This window comes from Bartonella grahamii subsp. shimonis (assembly GCF_036327415.1).
GTDB classification, from domain to species: domain Bacteria; phylum Pseudomonadota; class Alphaproteobacteria; order Rhizobiales; family Rhizobiaceae; genus Bartonella; species Bartonella shimonis.
In genome coordinates this window covers 911,983-931,899 of the sequence record NZ_CP123961.1, presented here as the reverse complement: position 1 = coordinate 931,899, position 19,917 = coordinate 911,983, and the positions used below count along the sequence as shown (strand labels likewise).

The following is a 19,917-nucleotide window of genomic DNA, read 5'->3' as shown; positions in this document are numbered from 1 at the left end:
TTCCCCCCTTTTATCCATACTTTTAGCACAAGCCCTATAAACAGCTTGGAATATTCTTAATCGTTTTCTAAACAAACAATAAATAAAGAGTTCTCATACAAAATAAACGACATGCTCTGATTCGTATCATTTCAAGCCTTTTTTCTTCTAGCATCTGTTTTTAGATAAAAATCTCTCTGACTTGAATGATCCTTTCCATCACAAACCGTAACGCTGCCAAAGTGCTCGCTCTTCTGCTGCCATCAATACGCTATCAACAACTGTATAAACCGTATGTGCTGTCACTCCTGAAGGCGTTTTAGGTCCTAAAAAACTTTTTGGAGGCATAATAAGTCGAAGTTTTGCATCCTTACCAAAGCGCTCCTTAATAACAGAACGTACATCATTCAATCCATCAACCAGACCAAGCTCAACGCTTTGTTTTCCACTCCAAAACATTCCTGTAAAGAGATTCGAATCATCTGATAATTTTTCAGCACGCCGTTCTTTAACCAAATCGATAAAAGTTTGATGCACTTCAAGTTGGAGAGATTTCAAATGCTCAATATCTGCCTTTTTTTCTGGCTGAAATGGATCTAAGGTAACTTTGTTCTTTCCTGCTGTATATACACGCCGTTCGATACCAATTTTCTTCAAAAGCTCCGGAAAACCAAAGGAAGCTGAAACCACTCCAATGGAACCAACAATTGAAGAAGGATCTGCAAAAATTTCATCCCCCGCACAAGCAATCATATAACCACCGGATGCTGCAATATCTTCAATAAACACAAGAACCTTTTTATTTTTTTCTTCTGCCAAGTCACGAATACGCTTGAAGATAAAACGCGATTGTACAGGTGAACCACCAGGAGAATTAATAATAAGTGCAACAGCCGGTGACTTTTTGTGTGCAAAAGCCTTCTCTAAAAGATTTGCACACCTACTAAAGGAAAGGGTACGAGATATAGATGCTGATGAATCCATAATTGCTCCTTGAAGGCGCACCACTGGAACTTCAAGTTTCTCGGAAAAAAAACGGCGTGGAATAAAACTTTTAATAACATCCATCAAAACAAAATCTCCTTATAAATTAAGAACAGTTAAATAGGCAAGGACAACAAAAAGGAAGAACGCGATAACATCCAAAAGCGCCGATCAATCCCCACATTACAAGCAGAAATATAATTTCACCCAAAGTCAAACCTCTCTAATAACAAAGTTTAGACTTTAAATAATAAACTAAAAAACACAAGATACTATTAGAAAAGTTCCCACAAGCTTATATATCCATTATTAATTGCATCAACCCGTGGTGAAAAAGTATGGTTATTGCCTTCATGTATAACCAATGCCGGTAAAATAGATAAAGCTGTTCTGCTTCCTCGTTTTGCGTAAAATAAAAGACGAATTGCTGCTGTTTTCGCGCGTGCATGCACAGGAATTATACAAATACCACCGAAACGCCCTTCTAAAGCACGCAAGATATCTGTCAGCGATTGTGGACGCGCAATGAGTCCTAAGTATCCACCTGGTTTAACAATGGCTGCTGCACTCCGCAACCAATTATCAAACATCGCTTCAGACATAACATGTGCTTCAGATTTTTGTTTATCAGGTGTCTTGCGATCAGTAGGCTTATTAAAAGGTGGATTCATAATCGCAAAATCAAAGCTATTATCTATCAAACCTGCTCTTATACGAGCATTCCCTTTGAAGGTAACATCTGCTTCTAGCAAACAAATTCGGCTAGCAAATTGTTTATTTTGTTTTAGCATAAGCGTTTTTTGAGCATAAGATACCATAAAAGCTGAACGTTCAACTAAGGTAACATGAACTTTCAGACAACGCGAAGCAACAGCCAACCCTGCAGCTCCAGCGCCTGCACCTAAATCAACAACCTTGCCCTTTAAATTACTTGGAACCAAACTAGCTAATAACATCGCATCCATTCCAGAACGATGACCATATTTATGGGGTTGAACCAAATAAAATTTCCCGCGGTGAAAACTGTCAATTGTTTCACCACTCTGATTCGCTGTCTTATCCATTTAAAAGCCTAATGTTCACCTTTACAAACCACATTTTTGCCATTCAGCTTCTATTTTAAATTTTTTTATTATTTCATAACAACAAAATTACACTCACTAAAGAACATTCCTTGCCAATAACATTCCAAGCTTACACTTCAAAGCGCCATCAAAAGCTTGAGTCAAAACCAAACCCCCTTTATGCTAGTAAACAAAGTAAATTTTATATATGTCCATTGCAATACTCTAGGAGTAAACACATTGAGTGCAGCTATCAAACCAGAAAAAATAAAAAATAATCGAATTTCTCTTCAATCTCTTGTCAATCTTACTCAAAAAGATATGGAGCGCGTAAATCAATTTATTCTCTCTATGACCAAATCAGAGATTGAGATGATCCCTGAAATTTCTAACCATCTTATTTCATCAGGTGGAAAGCGATTACGCCCAATGATTACGCTCGCTTCTGCTCATATGTTCGGTTATCAAAGTGACGGGCATATAAAACTCGCAACAGCTGTTGAATTTATGCATACAGCAACATTATTACACGATGATGTGATTGATGAAAGTAATTTGCGACGTGGAAAATCCACTGCACGGATGATTTGGGGAAATCAAGCAAGTGTACTTGTTGGTGATTTCCTGTTGGGTCAGGCTTTTAAAATGATGGTCGATGTCGGTTCCATAGAAGCGCTCTCTGTCCTAGCGAACGCTGCTGCAATTATTGCTGAAGGAGAAGTTATGCAACTTTCTGCTGCAAAAAATATCAAAACTAGCCCTTCAGACTATCTCAAAATCATCAATGCAAAAACAGCCGCACTTTTTTCAGCAGCCGCTGAAGTAGGACCGATTGTTGCTGGCTATGGACATAACGAGCGTTCTTCATTACGTGAATATGGAACATCTTTAGGTTTAGCTTTCCAATTGATTGATGATGCACTTGACTATAGCGGTAGTGCTGAAAACTTAGGAAAAAATATAGGGGATGATTTTAGAGAAGGAAAAATAACAATGCCTGTTATTATAGCATATGAACGTGGAAATATGGTAGAAAAAAAATTCTGGAAACAAGCACTTGAAGATGGCAATAACAATAATGAAGCCTTCGCATACGCGCAACACTTAATAGAAAAGTATGATAGTATCACAGATACAGTAGAACAAGCGCGCATCTATGGAAAACATGCAATTGATGCTCTTGTTCCCATAAACAAAAATCTTGCTTACAATGCTCTCGTTGAGACTGTTGAATTTTGTATTGCGCGCGTAAACTGAATTCTTTGTAAGAATCGCAGTATTCCTCAACAAAGTAATGAGATATGATCTATAAACAACACCATCGATTGATTATCTTGAAAAGGATTAGCTCCATGTGCTCTGCAACGGTATCTCGACTTTTTACCCTCTTTATCGTGGGTATCATGCTGATGCCATCCCCCACCTACAGTAAAATAAGCACCACAATTCATACAAGCTCATTTACAGGTGCTTATTTAGCTGGAAGGGTTGCAAATCATGAAAATAAAACAGAACTTGCTATCAATTACTTTAAACAAGCACTCGTTTATCAACCTGATAACATTGAAACACAAAAAGAGCTCCTTGAAGCTATGCTCTCGGTAGGAAACTTTAAAGAAGCTGTCCAACAAGCCCAAAAACTCAAAGAGCAAGGTGTTATAACTCCCTTTGTTTCCTTAACTTTGTCAGTAGAAAGTCTCATCAAAAAAGACTATAAGAATGCCAATTTTCTTCTGAAATCAAAAGAACCTCCGACATCCAATAATCCAATACCTGAACTCATCGGTGCTTGGATTACATTTGGATCTGGACAAAAATCTCAAGCAATCGCTGACCTTAAGAAACTCAAAGGTCCTGTCTGGTATGACCTTTTTATATCTTATCATCTAGCACTTATGAGCGACCTTGCAGAACGGCCAAAGGATGCAAAACAATATTTCATTAAAGCACTTAGTAACAAACAGGGGACTCTTATCGCTCCTAATACCTATGAACGTATTATCATCGCCTATGCCTCATTCCAATTGCGCCATAATATGCGCAACCAAGCTCTTCAAACAATCCAACATGGCGAACAAATGTTGTCAGGTCGAGAAGTCCTTAAGAACTTTCGAGAAAAAATTGAAAAAAATTCTTTCTTAGAGAGAGTTATTAAAACACCTCAACAAGGAGCAGCCGAGGTATTGTATAATTTTGGAACAGCCCTCAACCACAAAAACTCAGGGCGAATTGCACGTATTTTTAAGCAATTATCTTTCGCCTTATACCCTCAAAATAACGCAACACTGTTTCAGCTCGCACACATTTCTGCTAAATTGAGTGATCCTCATCAAGCAATTAAACTTTATCGCGCTTTATCCCCTAAATCTCCTTATTACAAAGATGGACAACTTCATCTTGCATTCCTTCTTGCCAATAACAATAATTACAAAGAAGCAATAAAATTACTCACATTGTTAAATGAAAAATTTCCCAATGATCGTAATATTTTGATAACGCTCGTTGCTTTTTATATGCAGAACAATAAATTTCTTGAGGCCATTAAAACTCTAGACTACGCTATTGCTCAGATAAAAAACTTTCAGCAGGACGATTGGAAACTCTTTTATCAGCGTGGTATTGCTTTTGAACGTTTAAAGCAATGGCCAAAAGCGGAAATTAATTTGCGAAAATCACTTGAATTTTTCCCAAACCAACCGCAGGTTCTTAATTATTTAGCCTATTCCCTTGTGGAACGTGGTGAGAAGCTTGAAGAATCGCTCCGTATGCTGCAAAAAGCTTCTGCTTTGCAAGCTCACAACAGTCATATTCTCGATTCTTTAGGGTGGGCTTATTATAAATTAAAAGAATATAATAAAGCAGTGCAAATATTAGAAAATGCTGTCAGATTACAACCTGAGGACCCAACACTGAATGATCATTTAGGGGATGCCTATTGGAAAGTTGGACGTAAACGTGAAGCAATCTTTCAATGGAACCACGCAATTGACGGAAAACCAGAAAATTCTGAACAAATTCAAGAAAAGTTGAAATTTGGTTTGCAATAAACAATGCTTAACCATAAACAACATGAAATAATAAACAGAGAAACTAAAATTACTTTGTTTTTTGTTTAGTCCAATATAAAGAGTATAAAGCGTGAAACTACCTGAACATCTTAACCCCAAACGTTCTTTTCAGGGACTAATCTTAACTTTGCAAAATTATTGGGCATACTATGGATGTGCAATTTTGCAACCTTACGATATGGAAGTCGGAGCTGGGACTTTTCATCCAGCAACAACATTACGCTCTCTAGGTCCACGCCCTTGGAAAGTTGCTTATGTCCAACCCTCCAGACGTCCAACAGATGGCCGATATGGTAAGAATCCAAATCGTTTACAACACTATTATCAATTCCAAGTGCTTCTCAAACCCTCCCCGCTCAATCTACAAGAACTTTATATAAAGTCGCTACAAGCTATCGGGCTTGATATAAAACTGCATGATATTCGCTTTGTTGAAGATGATTGGGAAAGTCCCACCCTTGGTGCTTGGGGGCTTGGATGGGAATGCTGGTGCGATGGAATGGAAGTCTCTCAATTTACTTATTTTCAACAAGTTTGTGGCATTGAGTGTGCTCCAGTTTCAGGGGAGCTCACATACGGTCTTGAGCGTCTAGCGATGTATATCCAAGGGGTTGATAACGTCTATGACCTTAACTTTAATGGATTGGAGGGAGAAAACAAAATAAGTTATAGAGATATTTTTTTACAGGCAGAACAGGAATACTCATATTACAACTTCGAATTTGCTGATACAAAACTGTTACATCAGCACTTTATCGATGCAGAACGCGAATGCAGCGCACTTCTTGATGCTGGAAAACCAAATAAAGAAAATGTATTACATCGCTGTGTTTTTCCTGCCTATGATCAATGTATTAAAGCGAGCCATATCTTTAATCTTTTGCAAGCACGTGGTGTTATTTCTGTAACCGAACGACAAAATTACATTCTTCGTGTTCGTGATCTCGCACGCCGTTGTGGGGAAGCCTTCTTACTCACAGAAGCTGGACAAATATACACTGGAGAAGCCTAATGTCTGATCTTCTTCTTGAACTTTTCAGTGAAGAAATTCCTGCACGTATGCAACGAAAAGCTGCTGCTGATCTTAAAAAATCTGTTACAGATCAACTTGTGAATGCTGGATTAATCTATAAAGCTGCTCGTGAATATTGGACACCTCGTCGGCTAACATTGGACATACGCGGACTTTCCATACGCTCAAAAGATATCCATGAAGAACGCAAAGGTCCTAGTATAAAATCACCACAGCATGTAATTGATGGTTTTCTACGTGCAACAGGATTAAATGATATTTCTGAAGCACATATTGGACATGATGATAAAAAAGGGTATTTTTATATTGCTAAAATTGTTAAAAAAGGTCGAGCTGCAGAAGAAATTATTGCCGATATTTTACCGGATATTATCCGCAATTTTCCGTGGACGAAATCTATGCGTTGGGGAAAAGATTCAACGAAAAGTGGTGCTCTGAAGTGGATTCGACCTTTACAAAACATTCTTTGCATCTTCGGACCAGAAATTGGTGAAACACATGTTATTCCGTTCACAATTGGTTCTCTTAAAAGCAATAATTTAACTTATGGTCATCGTTTCTTAAGTGATGGAAAGCCATTTCAAGTGCGCCGCTTTGATGATTATGTTACTCAACTTGAAACCCATAAAGTCATTCTGGATGCCGAGAGACGAAAGAATATTATTTTAGCCGATGCCCAAAATCTCTGCTTTGCAAACGGTTTAGAATTGGTTCAAGATAATCCCCTCCTAGAAGAAGTTGCTGGTCTTGTTGAATGGCCTGTTATCCTGATGGGTGATTTTGACAAATCATTCCTTGATATTCCTCCAGAAATTATTCGTTTGACCATTCGAACCAATCAAAAATGTTTTGTCACCCGTAAACAAGGAGAAAAAGTAAAACTTTCTCATCATTTTATTCTCGTTTCTAATATTCTTGCAAATGATGAAGGTAAAGAAATTTCAAAAGGAAATAGTAAAGTTGTCCGTGCCCGTCTTTCTGATGCACTTTATTTTTGGCAAACCGATCAGCGTAATTTGCCTGATATTCAACAATTGGAATCTTCTATAAAAAAATTTGATCTTGATATAAAAAAACCTTTTGATCAAAGAATGGCACGACTTGATCATTTGAATGTAACTTTTCATGCTAAATTAGGTACGCAAGGTGCAAGAGTAGAACGCATTGCTACACTCGCACAAGAAATTGCACCTTTGATAAAAACAGATCCTCTTTTAGCAAAACGTGCAGCAATCCTTGCAAAAGCTGATTTGCAAACAGAAGTTGTTGGAGAGTTTCCTGAACTACAAGGGGTCATGGGGCAAAAATATGCTCTTCTTCAAGGGGAAGATCCTCGCGTAGCTGTAGCAATCGAGGACCATTATAAACCTCAAGGACCAACAGATCGTCTTCCACAAGAACCACTTGCTATAACCGTTATGCTCGCCGATAAAATTGACATGCTTGTTGGCTTTTGGCTCATTAATGAAAAACCAACGGGCTCAAAAGATCCCTATGCGTTAAGACGAGCAGCATTGGGAATTATTAGGCTTGTACTTTCGCGAGACTGGAAAATCAATCTTATGCCACTGTTTCAGTTAGCAACGAATCTTTTCCTACAACAAAAAAATAAATATGAAGTCTCTCAAAGAAAAAATTCACAATTGCAGAATCTGCTTCCAGAAAAAACAGAATATATTTTATCAGACCTGTTATTCTTTTTTCATGACCGTTTGAAAATCTATCTAAAAGAGGAAGGTGCTCGTTACGATGCCCTTGAAGCCGTTTTAAATAAAGATTCTGATGATTTTTTATTGATTGCACGTCGTGTCGAATCGCTTATCGCTTTTATCAATACCCATGATGGAATGAACTTTGTAGCCTCTGTAAAACGTACTGCCAATATTCTTGAAAATGAATTTCAAAAAAGCACAACAATAGCAAATGAAATTAATCCTGAGCTCTTTGTCGAGAAAGAAGAAAAGCAGCTCTATCACGCAATCTGTGAAGTAGAAAAAAAGGTTCTTGCTCCCATCAATGCAACAAATTTATCATTTGCGCTCAGTGTGCTAGCACCACTTGGAAAGTTGATTGATATATTTTTTGAAAAAGTATTGGTGAATGATAAAAAACCTGCTGTTCGTGCTAACCGTCTTGCTCTTCTCAAACGTATTCACATTGTTACACAATCGGTTGCGGACTTCTCAAAACTTGTCATTTAAAATCAAAAGGCCTTATTAACTGGTAAAAATTATGAAACCGAAGAAGCAGTTCTTTATCTCTATCTCTCAAATATCATTAATTGAGATATGTTTTCATTTTGATAAATGATTCTTTCTCAAGAGACTCTTTAATAAGTTCATCTGCATTGTTAGAATCTAATTCCTTTGCAATAAGGATACGTGCTGTAGAAATTGCCAAATCAATAGCCGATGAAGAAACCATGCGTATTGCATCCGCTTCTGCTTGAGCAATTTTTTGCTCTGCCAATTTATTGCGGTTTTTTACATATTCTTCTGCTTTTGTACGAGCCTCAGCAATAACAGATTCAACTTCATGCTTTGCTGCCGCAATAATTTCTTGCGCATCTTTTTCTGCTTCTGCATGTTTGCGTTGATATTCAGCCAATATTTCCTGTGCTTCTTCACGAAGACGCAGAGCCTCATCCAGTTCATCTTTGATACGCTTCGCGCGCGCATCAAGATAGTGTATAAGCTTCTGTGGAATTTGGAAATAGACTAAAAGAGCCAAAAAAAGAACTAACCCAACAAATGCCCAAAAAGTATCAGTCATCTTTGTTTTCCTCAATAATCCACAGTTTTAACAACTGAACGAACAGCCTCTTTGCTGATATTAACGTCAATCAATTTTTTCACAATTTCAAGGGCTACTTCTTCAGCGATAGAACCAACATTTTGCATCGCTCTATCCCGAATTTCTGCTATCTGTTTTTCAGCACCTGCGAGTTTTTTTTCTAAACTCTCTTCAATTTCTTTGCGTTCAAGCTCTGCTTTTTCTTTTAATTCTTCACTAGCTACCTGCGCTATAGCATGCGCTTTCAAACGCGCTTCTGCTAATTTCCGCTCATAAGTTTCAACAACAATGTCTGCTTCCTGCTTCATGCGCATTGCCTGATCTAAATCAGATGCGATTCGATCTCGTCGTGTTTCAATAACACCACCAATACGTGATACAATTACACGAGAGATAAAAAGATAAAAAAGTCCGAAAGAAATTGCCAACCAGAAAAAATGCGAACCAAAATGTACAAACTCAAAAGGCGGAAACACGCGATTTGCATGCTCTGCCACCTTTTTAATATGTTCTATCGACGTTTCAGTGTTCTGTGCATAAACGGTTGAAACAAACATCTTCTCTCATCCTTTAAATAGCTTATTAAGCCCTCTATAACCGATGATAACTGACTGACATCTCTCTGGTTAAGAGCTAAAGGGTAAATCTTTCCTCATGCAAGAACAGATGATATACCCTTTTTATGATGATCAAACCCCAAAAAGAAGTAATAAAGCAATGAGCAATGAAAAAATTCCTAAAGCTTCTGTCACAGCAAAACCAAAAACGAGACGACCAAACTGACTATCTGCCGCTGACGGATTTCGTAATGCACCAGAAAGATAGCTACCAAAAATATTACCAAGTCCTAAAGCTGTTCCAGCCATACCAAAGCAAGCAAGACCAGCGCCAATATATTTTGCTGCAAGCACCATTTCCATGTTATTCTCCTTTAAAGCGAAATTGCATTATTCGACGGAAAACCGCCAGTTCTGTTAATGTCCTGGATGAATTGCATCATTAAGATACATACAAGTTAAAACCGTAAAGACGTAAGCCTGAAGAAATGCGACCAAAAACTCAAGAGCAGTAATCGCTACAGTCATAATAAGCGGTAGAACCGAACCACCCACGCCTACAAGTCCTACCCCAATCATTGAAACAACAAACCCAGAAAACACTTTGAGCGTAATATGACCAGCAAGCATATTCGCAAAAAGACGAAGAGAAAGACTAATTGGACGGGAGAGAAAAGAAATAACCTCAATCATTGTCACCAGAGGCAAAACCACAACAGGAACTCCACTGGGAACGAATAGTTTCAAAAAACTGACCCCATGCTTATAAAAGCCATAACCAATCACTGTCAAAATTACCACCATTGCTAACGAAAACGTGATCATGATCTGAGATGTAATCGTATAAAAATAAGGAAAAAGACCAATAAAGTTAGCAACCAAAATAAAAGTAAACAGAGAAAAAACTAAAGGAAAAAACTGCATTCCCTGCACACCAGATGCTTCCCGCAGAGTCGATGCTACAAACTCATATGCCATTTCCGAAAGAGACTGCATCCGCGTTGGAACCAATCCACGACTTGATGAAGAAATAAAGAGAAAAATAGAAGTTATAACAACCGTGAAAACTGTAAATAATGATACATTTGTAAATGATAAATCCATATTTCCTATGGAAATCTTAATCAGCCTTGAAACCTCAAACTGATGAATAGGATCTGGAGCGTACGCTGTCACTTCAACCTCATTTATCGGACCTCTCATTGGCCCCTTTATCTTGTTTATCTTGGCGCAATACGCCTTTTTTTCCTAATTGACTGGAGGAAATATACCCCACAGACCGAAAAATACTCACTACACCAGCAGCAAATCCAAAGAAGAGAAAAAATACCAATCCCCAAGGCCATGAACCAGCTAACTTGTCAAACCCTAACCCCAAAACAACACCAACTATAACACTCGCCAGAAACTCACTGGAAAGCTTAATTGCATCTGCCATCCTTCCTTGTGATTTCTCCCGCTTATTCTTATTCTCCTGTTTTTTTAATGCTTGCTTGCGCCCTAAAGCTACGCTTAAGTTCCTACTACGACATTCCAAATCCTCTGAGTGAAGACACTCTTCTTGCTTTTTCTCTTCAGCCTCTTTACGGCTTATAACGGGTTTCTCGCCCATCGCCATCATTGGCTCCTTAATTAAAAAGCAAAGTAAGAATGCATTTCATAAAACCGTGCACATCATATTGTTCTCGAATTTATTCGTCAAGATACTAAAAGAAATCTATCACAAGTTATCGTATAAATTTTATTTCATAAATAACGTATTTTTCAATTTATATTCTTTCTTAAAAAGATATTTTGAGCATTTAAACCGATTTCACGACAGTACCCGTGAATGTATAATGAAAAGTTCCCGCGAATAATATAAAATTCATAGAACTGTCATTTTTACGCTTAACAAAAGGTGTAAACTGATACCCTCTTATTTTCCAGCTCCCAATGTTATATCAATTCTAGTGTTGAAAGAGAACATAGAAAGCTAAAAAAGTATGAGAGCGTTGGTTTGCTCCTTTTATTCAAATAAACTTGCACTTTTTATTTTATGAAAAGAGAGATCATTGAAAGAACTTATTTTTAAGATTCTTAAGTATAGATTTCATTCATTTAAAAACTTAAAGAGTTATCATTTCTTCTTGGAACGTGTCGCAAAAGGATTATCAGAGGCTCGTAATGATATGCGAATGGGTATACCAGACATATCAAATGTTTCACGTAACCCATTGACAATATAGCGCAAATACGACTGGGGCATACTTTTGGGGCGCGAGCAAGAAATCATAAATCCAGGAGGACGTATCTTAACCTGTGTGATGTATTTAACCTTAAGTCGACGTCCAGAAACCGCAGGAGGTGGATGATGTGCCACAACAGTTCCAAGCCATTGGTTCAATTTAGCCGTTGAAATGCGACGATTCCATACACGGTGCATCATCGTGACATTTTCCATCAGTTTATCAATCCCTTGACCATATTGTCCTGATAAAGGAACAGCTCTCAAACCACGAACTTGAGGAAGAAATCGCGCACATTTTTCATGCAAATCACTCAATGTGGTCTGACTATTTTCAATAAGATCCCACTTATTGAAAGCAATAACTGGAACACGCCCTTCACGAATCACAAGATCAGCAATTTGTAAATCCTGTTTTTCAAAAGGTATCGTTGCATCAAAAACAATGACCACCACTTCTGCAAAACGAATAGCACGCAAAGTATCTGCAACAGATAGTTTTTCTAATTTTTCTTGAATTTTCGATTTTCGACGTAAACCTGCAGTATCAAAAAGTTTAATATGACGACCACGCCATTCCCAATCTACAGAAATAGAATCACGCGTGAGTCCTGCTTCTGGTCCTGTTAACAATCGTTCTTGTTTCAACATACTATTGATAAGAGTGGATTTCCCTGTATTGGGACGCCCCGCAATTGCAATCCTAATGGGCTTATTTTCATCGTAAATAAGCTCCTCTTCTTCCAAACCGTTTACATCATCACCAACAGATGCAGGCTGTATCGTAATATCTTGTTCTTTGTTATTGCCAAAAGCATGCTCTGACCCAACAGCATCTATAATTGCATCACGCAGATCACTAAGCCCTAAACCATGTTCAGCCGATATTGGACACGGCTCCCCCAAACCTAATGACCATGCCTCATACTCTCCTCCTGTTGCCGCTCTTGACTCAGACTTATTGGCAACAAGCACTATTGGCTTTCCTGATTTGCGAACCAATGAAGCAAAATTTAAATCACTTGGTGTTATTCCGCCCTTTGCATCAAATACAAATAAAATAAGATCAGCTTCATCAATCGCAGCTTTTGTATGAGAACGCATACGCCCCTCAAGTGTATGATCACCTGCTTCTTCCAGCCCAGCCGTATCAATCACATCAAAACGTAGATCTTGAAGTTTTGCCGCATGAATACGCCGATCACGTGTTACACCAGGCTTATCATCAACCAAAGCCAATTTTTGCCCAACCAAACGATTAAATAGTGTTGACTTCCCAACATTGGGACGACCAACGATAGCAATGGTAAGGCTCATCGATTTATTCCTTATTTGCCTTGCCCTCAGCTTGTATAAGCTCAAGCATCATTCGAGCCCGATCTGTTATTTTTGAACCCAAAGCACCATTTTCAGAAATTTTCTTAAAATAATAAACCGCCTCGTCCATTTTATCCGCCTTATAAGCAGCTAAGCCTAAAGCCTCTCTTGCAGACATACGCATAGGATCGGTATCACTTGTCATATCTTTGATGCGCTTTTCAACATCAGCTAATGTCCCTGTATCAACCAGAATATAAGCCGCCCGAATTTTTGCAACTTTCTGCAAAATCTGCGGTGCTTTCTCATCCGCGGCAACAGAATCAAAGATCTCCACTGACTTAATAATATCACCTTTCTCCACGAGTAAAGAAGCCTCACGTAAACGAGCAAGAAAAGGATACCCCCCAAAATGAGAGGTTTTAACAATTTCTAATTGCTTTATCGCTTTATCAAAATGACGTGTATCCGCAAAATCAAGACTTTTTATAAATGCATCACCAATATAACCAGCTTTCTTTATTTGCTGATGATGGTAAATTTGATAAGCAACTATCATGAATATAAAAAGAATAGCTGCTCCAATAATTGAAAAACCATACCGTCTCCAAAAAGCAAGCGCCTTTTCCTGACGAAATTCTGCATTCACTTCAGCAATAAAACTATCATACGACATATATCATACCTTGAAAAAAGTTACTTTATCTGTGCTTTTACGCATAAATGGACAAAGATGGTAGTCCTAATTAACTAAAAATCTTTAAATTGCTCGTTTATTTGTTTTAAATCAACATGTAGCCAAATCAATCGGATTTTTGCAATAGTCTTAATCGAAAATGATGTAAATGCATTGTTTGTTCACATTACAGCTTTTACATATTAAACCTTGTAAAAAATTCACTGTTTTAATATTTATCATGATTGCCTATCATCTCAAGCAGACTCTCTCCCCATTACAGAGAGAAATGATCTTTTAAAGTCTTTAACGCAATCGTTGATTGTATTGGATTATAGAATATAATAGAAAAAACAATTCTATAAAAAACTTGAACAAAAAGTAAATTTCCGCGAATATTTATTAAAATCAAATAGATAAATTTTTATCTGTATCAAAAATACCAAAGTGCCATGATAAAATGTGGTATAATTCCAAATCTTCAGTTAAAGCTCTTTATACAAAGTGTATCCCTTCAACTTATCTTCATACGATTAACAATCTTTTGTCATTGATCCTTAAAGTTTCTAAAAATATCCTATTGTAAGGGCCAAACCCACATAAGCATTGGAACAGCAATAATAATGATCAACACCGCCAATGGAGCACCCAAACGTGGATAATCACTAAAACGATATCCTCCTGGCGCCATCACGAGCATATTACTTTGATGTCCAATGGGTGTAAGAAACTCACAGCCCGCACCAATTGCAACAGCCATCAAAAAAGCTTCAGGCTTATAATGAAGGGAATGAGCAAAACTTGACGCAATTGGTGCTACCATCATCACTGTTGCTGCATTATTCAAAAATGGCGTGACCAACATAGCTGTCACCAACATAAGCGCTAAGGCACCTGATGGCGGGAAAAATATTGCCAATTGGCTCAGCCATTGACCAATGAGATCCGTACATCCTGTTTTCTCTAACGCTTCACTCACTGGAATAAGAGCCGCTAATAGTACTAATATTGGGCCATCTAATGCCTGATACAGATCACGCGCGGGCAAAACGCGAAAGATAACCATTGCAGCAGCAGCAGAAAAAAAAGAAAAAGCAACTGGAACAATATGAAAAGCTGTAAAAATAATTGCTATAAATAAAACAGCTAAAGAGATGAAACCATGTCGTAAATTTCCAAACACAATATTTCGTTTTGCTAGGGGCAAGCATTTCAATTCTCTTAATAAATTTGGAATAACTGCATCCTGTCCTTGCAAAACAATCACATCTCCAAGATGGAAAATAGTATCATCAAGTCTTCCCCGCACCCTTTCATGTTGACGACTTAACGCAAGTAAATTTACATTATAGCGATCAAATAGGGAAAACTCTTTCGCACTAATACCAATGAGAGGTGAATTATGGGTGATGACTGCTTCAATAATATCAATGTCACTGTCCTTATCACCTGCAGCAATAGTTCGCCCCTTAGAAAACTCTAAACGAGCAGAGTTCATCACGCTATCTAACCCTGTATGCGATCCTTCCAGCAAGATAATATCATTTTCAGACAAGACAAAATCTGGTAATGGTGAAATAAATACTTTATTTCTGATGATTTGAATCACCATAACGTCACCACTTGATGGCTTAACCAAATCAACAATATTTTTCCCTATAATCGGTGAATTTATTGGAATATGCACTTCTGCAACATAATTACGAATATCAATGGCATCATCAAATGATACACCTGAGCGCACACGCACAGGCAAAAGCCAATAAAAAAAGACTAAATATATAACACCAGCCGCCGCAACAACCGCACCAACTGGTGTAAAATCAAACATAGTAAAAGGTGTTCCTGCTAAACGTTCTTGCATCGCTGAAATAACAACATTGGGAGATGTTCCTATCTGTGTCATAAGCCCCCCCAACAAAGAACCAAAGGCCATAGGCATCAAAAAGACAGAAGGAGAAATCTGAGAACGACGTGCAAACTGAAAAGCTATTGGAAGCATAATAGCCAAAGCACCAATGTTTTTAACAAACATTGATAACACGACAACAGAAAGAACTAAAAAAGCTAATTGAAGACGCACCGATTTTACGTCTGTCCATATCCGTTGAATAATAAATTCCATTATACCAGAGCGCGATACGGCTGTACTGACAACAAACACACTCCCCACAATAATAACAATATCATTACTAAAACCGCTAAAAGCTTCCTTCGGACTGACAAGACCAAGAGCACAGGCTATTAATAACGTACAAATAGCAACAAGATCATAACGAAATCGATCCCAAATAAAAACAACCATCATGAGACCAATGATCGAAAAAGCCATTATTTGATTTTCTGTCATAACACTCACCTCTCCCCATTAAATTATAATGTATAAAAACATATTTTTTATGTTTTAAATATTCCTATAAACAGCAGCAAGATAAAAGTAGACATCGGAATATTTTAGGATAATTTTAAAGTGATAAAAAATTATGATGCGCATAAACTTACCTCTCCTTATTACGCGTGCTTTTCTATAAAGTGCTGAACCCAAAGAAAATTGATAAAAGTTGATAAAGCTATATTGCAAAAAAGATAAGAATAACTCTAATATAGAGAGTAGATAATTGTTGAAACTGGTACACGCTATATTTAAACCTTTGTCGTTGCTTAAAAGAATTTATCTTCACTCTCAATTCAAAGAGTGATAAAATGAAAGAAGAAAGAATGGTCAATCTTAATAGTGGGTATCAAAGTAACCTCAGATATTGGCTCACTTGCATTATTGGGTTTGTTGCTATCTTAGCAATTATAATTGTTGGTGGATTTTATATCGCAAAACCCTATCTTGACAGTTTTGTAAGACAAGAAATAGCCCGTCGTGCCATAAAAGCCGAAAAATCTGAAGTAAGCATTCTAGGTAAAGTCAATTTGAAGAATGTGACATTACCCGTTCCAGCTGGTACATCACTTAAAATTGGTGCCATTTCTGCCCGTCCTCCTCTTTCCTTTATTCCCGGAACTTTTACATTTTATAATGTTGATTTAAAGCATAATAATATTCATGTGCAAATTCCTCAAATTTCTCTTCGGAGTGTATCCTTAAAAGAAAAAGATAGAACGATAACATCACGTCTTTTACAATCAATGATGCGTATTGAGCTTTCTTCAATTATTGCACCCAATATACAACTTTCTATAAAAAACAAAAATAACCGAATAGAAACGGTTGAAGTCAAGAATTTTCAGCTTTCTGATTTTAAAAATGGCCATATCCGTTCAGTTAGTATTAAAAATATGGATCTTAAAACAGTTGCAGTAAATGGTGCCAAACAGATGCATCTTATGGCTAAAAGTGATACAATAAAAGCCCATGATATCGACATTAACTACGCCTATTCTATCATTTTTGGAAAAAACAGCGCTCTCAACCAAGGTAAAACTGTTACTGGCCCCATTTCTCTGAATAATGTAAGTGTCAACGTTTTTGAAAAAGCGGAAAAAAGCAGTTCTTTCTTCCTCGGGCAGTTTAAAACATCTGGTTTAAAAATGAAGCCGCTTGAACAAACTCCTGAAAAATTGATCAAAGCTTATCTTAATGCAAGAAAAGAGAATAATAAAGTTGCTGAAAAAATAGCACAAAATGGTCTTCTTCTAAACATACTGCTTGCCATTACCTCAGCGGATGCCAAAGTTGATAATATCACCGTTGATATACCTCAGTTGAAAGCAACGCTCGAATCACTCCAATTTAAACCAAGCTTGTGGAAACAACCTATCCCCAAAAAGCTTTTTCTTTCTCTCAATAACCTTTCCGTTTCACCTAAAAAAATGAATGAAAAAGACTTAGAGTTCTTCAAAAATCTGAACTTTGAGCGCTTTGACATTTCAGGAAAAATTGATATTTCTTATGATGAAAAAAAACATATGCTCCTTCTTGATGCAATGTCTTTCAATATGAAAGACGTTGGATCTGGGAATATATCAGCTAAGGTTATTGATGTTGATGAAAAGCTTTTTTCTGGTCAGCAAAATTTAATGATTGCTGCTTCTCAAGACTTTGGCATCAATGAAATTGATGTGCAATATAGGGATGCAGGTTTCATTGATAAGCTTTTTTCTTATCTTGCGCAAAACCTTAATGACAGCCAACATGATCTTAAAAAGGAACTCTATGACGATTTCTATCTAATGATGACGCAGACCCCAAAAATGCTGCTAAAAAATCATGACGAAGCAGAAAAAATTTCAAAATCCTTAGGTGAATTTGCTAAAAATCCACAAACATTGATCGTTAAAATTAAAGCAAAAGATAATAAAGGGCTCACAATGGTTGATCTCGAATCTGCTTTACAAAATGATCTATCCAAGATTTTAAGCAAAGTACATCTCACTATTAAAAATGAAGCATTACCTTAAACATTTTGTGCTTTAAACATGATGATCTTGTCTATAAATTAAGAACTTTATTCCGCTTTTTTCTTTTATATGATACAGAAGGTATCATACAGAGTCATTTATACAGAGATATAAAATCTAAAATTGTCGATGCTTGGAGTTGTTCATGTCTGATTTATCTTCAAATCGCCTGCCTAATCGCGCTTCTCGTGTCACCCATCAAGCGCTTTCTGCTATCGAGCGTTTTCTCCATATTGAAGCTCTTAGTGGTATTGTTCTTTTATTAGCTGCTGCTTCTGCACTTATTTTTGCTAATTCTAAATATGCTGCTTCCTATGAATCTTTTTGGCATACACCTCTTGGCTTTAATTTGGGTCATTTCACTCTTTCATGGGATTTACATTTCTGGGTTAATGATGCTCTTATGACTATTTTCTTTCTCGTCGCAGGAATGGAAATTCGACGTGAAATTCATGAAGGTGCTCTTGCCGATTTTAAACAAGCAATCTTACCAATTGTTGCTGCAATAGGGGGCGTTTGTGTTCCTGCAATTATTTACTTTATCTTCAACTTTAACGAGGGGAACATACGCGGTTGGGCGGTGCCAACAGCAACAGATATTGCCTTTGCTCTAGGTATTCTTGCTCTTCTTGGAAAAAAAATTCCTTCTAATCTTCATATCATTCTTCTATCATTAGCGATTATTGATGATATTATCGCTGTTCTTATTATTGCTTTTTTCTACTCAACAAATATTGATCCTAGCGGTTTAATGATTGCAGGGGCAGGTATTACTTTGGTGCTATTTTTTCAGTGGATCGGGCTTGCATCAGCATGGCTTTATATTTTACCTGGTACAATCATCTGGTGGGGTTTAATGGTAACAGGCGTTCACCCATCACTTGCTGGCGTAATCTTAGGGATGATGACTCCCGTTCTTCCTACCCGTACTCTTGTAGCGCCACTCACTATGCTTAGTAACGCTATGCAAATTCTCCAAGAAAAAAATACAAAAACAGATCTGCATCATATTTCAACCGCATTGAAAAAAATGCGCAAAGGACAACGAGCCATGATTGCCCCAGTAACACGTGTTCAAAAAGCGTTGCATCCATGGGTTGCATACGGTATCATGCCAATTTTTGCCTTCGCAAATGCAGGAGTAAGTTTTGCAAACTTTGATCTTTCTTCTGACAAATCATTCTTGATTGTTCTGGGTGTTATCATTGGTCTTTTCGTTGGTAAGCCTCTTGGTATTATCACAGCCAGTTATGTCGCCGTAAAATCAGGGCTATGCCGCCTACCCCCTCGTATGACATGGACAGGTGTTTTACTCATTGGTTTTTTAGCAGGAATTGGCTTTACAATGTCTATCTTTGTTTCAATGCTCGCTTTTAAAGATATTATTCTGCTTGACGCTGCAAAAATTGGGGTCCTTTGTGGCTCTGGTTTATCTGCCCTTATCGGTCTGGGATACGGATTTATTTATATTAAGCGCAATAAAGGAATTTCTCATAGTCCCTAACAAATTAACTGGAAATACATTTTTATGCAAAACTTTTAAAAAGTGATTTTGCTCTTTTGTTGAATTCGGGCAATATTTAATGTAAAATCCGTTGTCTCGTCTCATCTTTACACTTATGGAGCTTCATAATAGATATTTTTATTCCTTTCTTCAATAATCTTTTATTCATACACCAGCTCCACTTGTGATGTGCACAGGAATGATTTTAATTGTTTCAATATAAAAAGTTTCATGGCTTTAGAGAAGCTTCTTTTCGTCGGGACTATTATTCACTATAAAAACAATTCTTATAAATCAATATCTTA

16 protein-coding genes are annotated in these 19,917 nt (G+C 37.3%); 6 read left to right on the top strand and 10 right to left on the bottom strand.

The annotated features are described in order from the left end of the window. Positions 1 to 198: 198 nt before the first annotated feature. Together QHG57_RS04140 and QHG57_RS04135 are read right to left on the bottom strand one after the other, a co-directional pair. Entirely contained in the window at positions 199 to 1,047 is an 849-nt protein-coding gene (locus tag QHG57_RS04140) for a S49 family peptidase (protein ID WP_330167199.1), read from the bottom strand. Positions 1,048 to 1,238: 191 nt separating this feature from the next. After that, positions 1,239 to 2,027 (bottom strand): tRNA1(Val) (adenine(37)-N6)-methyltransferase, encoded by a 789-nt coding sequence (locus tag QHG57_RS04135; RefSeq protein ID WP_330167198.1) that lies wholly within the window; start codon positions 2,025 to 2,027, stop codon positions 1,239 to 1,241. A gap of 180 nt (positions 2,028 to 2,207) precedes the next feature. Between QHG57_RS04135 and QHG57_RS04130 the strand changes: the two genes are divergently transcribed. The 4 genes from QHG57_RS04130 to glyS all read left to right on the top strand — a co-directional run bounded on the left by QHG57_RS04130 (position 2,208) and on the right by glyS (position 8,329). Then, on the top strand, positions 2,208 to 3,284 hold the full coding sequence (locus QHG57_RS04130) for a polyprenyl synthetase family protein (protein WP_330169532.1): 1,077 nt from the start codon (positions 2,208 to 2,210) through the stop codon (positions 3,282 to 3,284). A 95-nt stretch (positions 3,285 to 3,379) separates the two neighbouring features. Continuing rightward, positions 3,380 to 5,074, top strand: coding sequence for a tetratricopeptide repeat protein (locus QHG57_RS04125; RefSeq protein WP_330168806.1), 1,695 nt, complete (start codon positions 3,380 to 3,382; stop codon positions 5,072 to 5,074). Positions 5,075 to 5,165: 91 nt separating this feature from the next. After that, entirely contained in the window at positions 5,166 to 6,107 is a 942-nt protein-coding gene (locus tag QHG57_RS04120) for a glycine--tRNA ligase subunit alpha (RefSeq protein WP_330167196.1), read from the top strand. Beyond that, positions 6,107 to 8,329 carry a glycine--tRNA ligase subunit beta gene (gene glyS / locus QHG57_RS04115; RefSeq protein WP_330169531.1) on the top strand — a complete coding sequence of 741 codons (2,223 nt, stop codon included), beginning with the start codon at positions 6,107 to 6,109 and terminating at the stop codon, positions 8,327 to 8,329. The genes QHG57_RS04120 and glyS overlap by 1 nt, the downstream gene beginning before the upstream one ends. A 76-nt stretch (positions 8,330 to 8,405) precedes the next feature. Here the strand turns inward: glyS and QHG57_RS04110 are convergent, their stop codons facing one another. The 8 genes from QHG57_RS04110 to QHG57_RS04075 form a co-directional block, all read right to left on the bottom strand. After that, a complete protein-coding gene (locus QHG57_RS04110) occupies positions 8,406 to 8,900 on the bottom strand; it encodes a F0F1 ATP synthase subunit B (RefSeq protein ID WP_330169530.1) in 495 nt (164 codons plus the stop codon). A gap of 11 nt (positions 8,901 to 8,911) precedes the next feature. Continuing rightward, on the bottom strand, positions 8,912 to 9,478 hold the full coding sequence (locus QHG57_RS04105) for a F0F1 ATP synthase subunit B (RefSeq protein WP_330167193.1): 567 nt from the start codon (positions 9,476 to 9,478) through the stop codon (positions 8,912 to 8,914). Positions 9,479 to 9,610: 132 nt separating this feature from the next. Beyond that, positions 9,611 to 9,841, bottom strand: a complete 231-nt coding sequence (locus QHG57_RS04100) for a F0F1 ATP synthase subunit C (RefSeq protein WP_005773968.1) — start codon at positions 9,839 to 9,841, stop codon at positions 9,611 to 9,613. Between the two features lie 54 nt (positions 9,842 to 9,895). Further along, positions 9,896 to 10,654 carry a F0F1 ATP synthase subunit A gene (locus tag QHG57_RS04095; protein ID WP_330169575.1) on the bottom strand — a complete coding sequence of 253 codons (759 nt, stop codon included), beginning with the start codon at positions 10,652 to 10,654 and terminating at the stop codon, positions 9,896 to 9,898. Between the two features lie 7 nt (positions 10,655 to 10,661). Continuing rightward, positions 10,662 to 11,096 carry an AtpZ/AtpI family protein gene (locus tag QHG57_RS04090; protein WP_330167192.1) on the bottom strand — a complete coding sequence of 145 codons (435 nt, stop codon included), beginning with the start codon at positions 11,094 to 11,096 and terminating at the stop codon, positions 10,662 to 10,664. A gap of 501 nt (positions 11,097 to 11,597) precedes the next feature. Beyond that, complete coding sequence (gene der / locus QHG57_RS04085) at positions 11,598 to 13,022, bottom strand: ribosome biogenesis GTPase Der (protein WP_330167191.1); 1,425 nt, start codon at positions 13,020 to 13,022, stop codon at positions 11,598 to 11,600. 4 nt (positions 13,023 to 13,026) lie between these two features. Next, entirely contained in the window at positions 13,027 to 13,698 is a 672-nt protein-coding gene (locus QHG57_RS04080; protein ID WP_330167190.1) for a DUF2659 family protein, read from the bottom strand. 577 nt (positions 13,699 to 14,275) lie between these two features. Continuing rightward, on the bottom strand, positions 14,276 to 16,048 hold the full coding sequence (locus tag QHG57_RS04075; protein WP_330169529.1) for an SLC13 family permease: 1,773 nt from the start codon (positions 16,046 to 16,048) through the stop codon (positions 14,276 to 14,278). 353 nt (positions 16,049 to 16,401) lie between these two features. Here QHG57_RS04075 and QHG57_RS04070 point away from each other — a divergent pair, with 353 nt between their 5' ends. Continuing rightward, positions 16,402 to 18,108 carry an aq_1923 C-terminal domain gene (locus QHG57_RS04070; RefSeq protein WP_330169528.1) on the top strand — a complete coding sequence of 569 codons (1,707 nt, stop codon included), beginning with the start codon at positions 16,402 to 16,404 and terminating at the stop codon, positions 18,106 to 18,108. Between the two features lie 145 nt (positions 18,109 to 18,253). Then, the gene (gene nhaA / locus QHG57_RS04065) at positions 18,254 to 19,612 is read left to right on the top strand and encodes a Na+/H+ antiporter NhaA (RefSeq protein WP_330167187.1); all 1,359 of its coding nucleotides are present in this window, start codon (positions 18,254 to 18,256) and stop codon (positions 19,610 to 19,612) included. The last annotated feature ends 305 nt before the right edge of the window (positions 19,613 to 19,917 follow it).

What these genes read in the sequence shown, in the direction of transcription:
- QHG57_RS04070 (WP_330169528.1), top strand. Translation starts at nt 16,402, where the DNA reads ATGAAAGAAGAAAGAATGGTCAATCTTAATAGTGGGTATCAAAGTAAC.
- QHG57_RS04140 (WP_330167199.1), bottom strand. Translation starts at nt 1,047, where the DNA reads ATGGATGTTATTAAAAGTTTTATTCCACGCCGTTTTTTTTCCGAGAAA.
- glyS (WP_330169531.1), top strand. Translation starts at nt 6,107, where the DNA reads ATGTCTGATCTTCTTCTTGAACTTTTCAGTGAAGAAATTCCTGCACGT.
- QHG57_RS04110 (WP_330169530.1), bottom strand. Translation starts at nt 8,900, where the DNA reads ATGACTGATACTTTTTGGGCATTTGTTGGGTTAGTTCTTTTTTTGGCT.
- der (WP_330167191.1), bottom strand. Translation starts at nt 13,022, where the DNA reads ATGAGCCTTACCATTGCTATCGTTGGTCGTCCCAATGTTGGGAAGTCA.
- QHG57_RS04105 (WP_330167193.1), bottom strand. Translation starts at nt 9,478, where the DNA reads ATGTTTGTTTCAACCGTTTATGCACAGAACACTGAAACGTCGATAGAA.
- QHG57_RS04125 (WP_330168806.1), top strand. Translation starts at nt 3,380, where the DNA reads ATGTGCTCTGCAACGGTATCTCGACTTTTTACCCTCTTTATCGTGGGT.
- QHG57_RS04130 (WP_330169532.1), top strand. Translation starts at nt 2,208, where the DNA reads ATGCTAGTAAACAAAGTAAATTTTATATATGTCCATTGCAATACTCTA.
- QHG57_RS04080 (WP_330167190.1), bottom strand. Translation starts at nt 13,698, where the DNA reads ATGTCGTATGATAGTTTTATTGCTGAAGTGAATGCAGAATTTCGTCAG.
- QHG57_RS04090 (WP_330167192.1), bottom strand. Translation starts at nt 11,096, where the DNA reads ATGGCGATGGGCGAGAAACCCGTTATAAGCCGTAAAGAGGCTGAAGAG.
- nhaA (WP_330167187.1), top strand. Translation starts at nt 18,254, where the DNA reads ATGTCTGATTTATCTTCAAATCGCCTGCCTAATCGCGCTTCTCGTGTC.
- QHG57_RS04100 (WP_005773968.1), bottom strand. Translation starts at nt 9,841, where the DNA reads ATGGAAATGGTGCTTGCAGCAAAATATATTGGCGCTGGTCTTGCTTGC.
- QHG57_RS04135 (WP_330167198.1), bottom strand. Translation starts at nt 2,027, where the DNA reads ATGGATAAGACAGCGAATCAGAGTGGTGAAACAATTGACAGTTTTCAC.
- QHG57_RS04075 (WP_330169529.1), bottom strand. Translation starts at nt 16,048, where the DNA reads ATGACAGAAAATCAAATAATGGCTTTTTCGATCATTGGTCTCATGATG.